This window comes from Mesorhizobium sp. M7A.F.Ca.CA.002.05.1.1 (assembly GCF_003998335.1).
GTDB lineage: Bacteria > Pseudomonadota > Alphaproteobacteria > Rhizobiales > Rhizobiaceae > Mesorhizobium.
Genome location: NZ_RZQI01000646.1, coordinates 1 through 3,456, shown reverse-complemented (window position 1 = coordinate 3,456; position 3,456 = coordinate 1). Strand labels below are relative to the sequence as shown.

Here is a 3,456-nt window from a genome sequence, read left to right as displayed (position 1 = left end):
TTTTATGGCCATGTCAGTCCTCGTCGGCGAAGCGCGATGATGGGGCGCGCGGATTGCGCAGGCGGCCGATCAGCGCCGAAACGGCCGTGATGTTCATTTCCTCGGGCGACCAGTTTTTCACCGCCTCGATGTGATGGGCCGCCAGCTCGCGATGCGTGCTGCCGCTGTAGGCGGCGTCCTGATAAGTCACCCGCTCATGGGTCTTGGCGTCTTCGCGGACATATTCGATCAGGTAGTTCGGGCATTCGGCGCGGCCACGCACGCCGACGCGCACCTGGGCATCACCGTGGGCACGCTTGCAGCGTTCGAGCTTTTCCAGCACACGCCGGACGAATTCGACCGGCTTGTCGAGGCCTTCGACCATATCGGCAATGGTTGCGTCGGCGGCGATCGGTGTTGGCGGTACGCGTTTGGTAGCCATCAGCGTCTTCCGGCCCGCTTCGGCAAAGCGGCTAGCGCGGCGGCGGCGGCCATCTCGTCGGCCTCCTTCTCCAGCCGCAATTCGCGCAGACGCGCGGTCTTGGCTTCACGTGCCTCGCTGACGGCGTCGCGCTCGGAATTGATGCGGTTGAGCGACATCGACTGGGTTTGCGTCTTGCTGAACAGGGACACGGCCTGATCGACGGTTGTCTTTGAACTGGTGGTCAAATCTTTCTCCTGTCAGGAGCCTGTGCCGATGGAGCGAGACCGGGTCTTCGGTCAGGATCACGCACAAAGCAATACGCGCGGCGAATTCAAATTGCTGGAGCGTCCCTTAGCACGTCCAGGCCGGCGCGCAGCGCACTTTCGGCGGCAAGGCGCGCAAAATGAAAAAGGCCAGGCACCGCCTGACCTTCATGGAGCGCCGCGCAACCAGATGACATCCAAAAAGGATGCACCCGGGGATGCACGAACGCCCTTCTCATGCGCATGATATGCCGTGGAAACTCAGGTCTCCGCGGCCATGCGCCCGAATTCGCCACTCACCGGTGCCAGTACATCCGTGGTCACCGGGAGAGCTGAATTCTTTTTTCAGGCCGCCTTCAACTGGTCGGCGGACATCTTGCCCGACTTGTTGTCGCGGACCATCTCGTAGCCGAGCTTCTGGCCCTCGACGATGTCGCGCATGCCGGCGCGCTCTACGGCCGAGATGTGGACAAAAACGTCGGCCGAGCCGTCGTCAGGCTGAATAAAACCAAAACCTTTGGTGGCGTTGAACCATTTAACTGTGCCGGTGCTCATGACGAACCCTTTCCATGGCAAATATTCATTCGACGCCATGCGGATGCACAACGTTCGTTTGTCCCGATTTTTGATGTGGGAAGTTCGTCAAAGGCGCGCTCGAAAGCGCGGATAACAAAAGTCAGTCAAACAAATATCGACGATTTGCTTATAGGCTTCTTTTGGCGCGCTGTCAAATTTGCATAAAGCCACAGCTGCGGAATTCTCCCAAACCACCTGGCCAAAAACCTTGCATGACGGCAAATCGGACGCCAAACAGCGCGCTTGCGCCAACTTGAGAAAAGTTTTCCGGCATCCAGGAACCATCTGCGCAGACGCGCATTTATTCGGTGTCATCAGCAGTTCATGAGAGCAATCGAATAACAGTTGATGGCAAAGACGCCCCCCGCACGATAAAAGGTGCGAGGGGCGTTTTCGTTTGGATCCTATTCGTCCGGACCGGGTTCCGGCCACGTCTCCCTGGCCGCCTCGGCATACCAGTGGCGCATCGCCGGCGTTGCCAGCACGGCGTCGACATAGGCGCGCGTATCCGGCGCCAGCGTGCCGCCATAGGTGTCGAAACGGGTGACGACAGGCGCATACATGGCATCGGCCGCGGTGAAGTGGCCGAACAGGAACGGGCCGCCCTTGCCGTATTTTTCCCGGCACTGGCGCCACAGCGCCTCGATGCGGGCGCGTTGCGCCTCGCCCTCGGCGTCGAGCGGCTTGTGGGCCTTGGGCCGACGCAAATTCATCGGCCAGCCATAGCGAACCTCGCGAAAGCCGGAATGCATCTCGGTCGCAGCCGAACGCGCCAGCGCACGGGCGTCGATATCGGCCGGCCAGGGCTTTTTTTCGGGAAACAGGTCGGCGAGATATTCAAGGATGGCAAGGGTTTCCCAGACGATCTTGCCACTGTGATTCAGCACCGGCACCTGACCTGTCGGCGACACTTTCGCCAGATTGGCAAAGGTTTCAGGCGTGCGCAGCCGCACGAAACCTTCCTCGAACGGGATCTCCAGATGCCTCATCGCCAGCCATGGCCGCAGCGACCATGAGGAGAAACACTTGTTGCCGATATAGAGCGTAAATTCTGCCATTTTTCTCCCCGCACGCTCGGCCATCCAATATCCATGGTCGACGTGTGTTCACAGCCTAGCCCACCAGCCTTGCCCCAAGGCGGCGGCCGCGCGACCTGATCTGCCGTCCGGGCGACGCCTGGAACCTAACCGACGCCGGCTCGTTAGCTACCCGCAAATGAATTCCCCTGAATTCAAAAATCCCAGGAGATGCGCAAAAATGGTGAACAAGGATCAGGTTGCGGGCGTGGCCAAGCAGGTCAAAGGCTCGGTCAAGGAAGCCGCGGGCAAGGCGACCGGCAACAGGCAGACCCAGGCCGAAGGCACGGGCGACCGGATCGCCGGCAAGGTGCAGAAGGCCTATGGCGACGTCAAGGACAAGGTCAAGAAGGCGCTCTGATCCGACATCGAGAAACGCGCTTTATCGAGGGAAAGGCGGCCGCGAAGGCCGCCTTTTTCATGTGCTCCAGCCCTTGCTGAAAGCATTGGTGAAGGCAACCTCGCCATGATCGCCGGTCGCCTCGCCCAGCACCACGTCCATGCCGTCGCTGGTCACCCTGGCCAGCGCGAAGCCGCCCATATAGGCAGCCTTCGGCTTGAACAGGTCGATCCCGTCCCTGCGATAGATCAGCGGCGTTTCGTGCTGGTGGCCGTGGAAAATGCCGACGACATTGTAGCCCTTCAGCGCCGCCAGCAACGCCTGCCGGTCGGCCTCGCTCCACCAATGCGGCGCACCGGTGCCGTCATCATCGAAGTCGCTCTTGGCGGCATCCCAGCGTTCCACCGAAAAAGTGTCCCAGCCATAATGCTGGAACAGGACGACCGGACGGCCGTCCGCCGCATAGGTCGCCAGGTCCTGCTTCAGCCATGGCAGGCTGCTCTCGGCGCCGTGGCCGGTATCGCCGGCGAAACGATGCGTCTGGATCAGATGCAGGCCGCCCCAGTCCCAGGAGTAGCAGTCGGTGTCGACATCATAGTCGGTGGCCGGCACCGGCGGCTTGAAGAACACGCCGGCGCGATGGTTGACCTCGACATAGTCGCGCAGTTCGCGCCGGTACCAGTCGACATGGTGCGGCGGCCCGTTCTGGTCGAGATCATGGTTGCCGAGCCCGACATAGACCGGCATGTGCACGCGATCCGGGCCGACGCCCTGGATGTAGCGCTGGCTGAACTGGAG

Annotated in this window: 6 protein-coding genes; 1 reads left to right on the top strand and 5 read right to left on the bottom strand. The window is 61.2% G+C overall.

Annotated features, from left to right (window positions below):
- Positions 1 to 13: 13 nt before the first annotated feature.
- From EN939_RS25820 to EN939_RS25805, 4 genes are all read right to left on the bottom strand, one after another.
- Complete coding sequence (locus EN939_RS25820) at positions 14 to 421, bottom strand: hypothetical protein (RefSeq protein WP_013532398.1); 408 nt, start codon at positions 419 to 421, stop codon at positions 14 to 16.
- Positions 421 to 648 (bottom strand): hypothetical protein, encoded by a 228-nt coding sequence (locus EN939_RS25815; RefSeq protein ID WP_013532399.1) that lies wholly within the window; start codon positions 646 to 648, stop codon positions 421 to 423. Before EN939_RS25815 ends, EN939_RS25820 begins: the two co-directional genes overlap by 1 nt.
- 363 nt (positions 649 to 1,011) lie before the next feature.
- Entirely contained in the window at positions 1,012 to 1,221 is a 210-nt protein-coding gene (locus EN939_RS25810; RefSeq protein WP_010915421.1) for a cold-shock protein, read from the bottom strand.
- A gap of 425 nt (positions 1,222 to 1,646) precedes the next feature.
- Positions 1,647 to 2,300: a glutathione S-transferase family protein gene (locus EN939_RS25805; protein ID WP_164749554.1), complete on the bottom strand. Its 654-nt coding sequence runs from the start codon at positions 2,298 to 2,300 to the stop codon at positions 1,647 to 1,649.
- A 199-nt stretch (positions 2,301 to 2,499) separates the two neighbouring features.
- Here EN939_RS25805 and EN939_RS25800 point away from each other — a divergent pair, with 199 nt between their 5' ends.
- Positions 2,500 to 2,679, top strand: a complete 180-nt coding sequence (locus EN939_RS25800; protein WP_027037831.1) for a CsbD family protein — start codon at positions 2,500 to 2,502, stop codon at positions 2,677 to 2,679.
- Between the two features lie 57 nt (positions 2,680 to 2,736).
- On the opposite strand, the gene EN939_RS25795 is transcribed toward EN939_RS25800, so the two are convergent.
- Positions 2,737 to 3,456, bottom strand: a 720-nt coding sequence (locus EN939_RS25795; RefSeq protein ID WP_206528339.1) for a metallophosphoesterase, incomplete at its 5' end; no start/stop codon positions are given.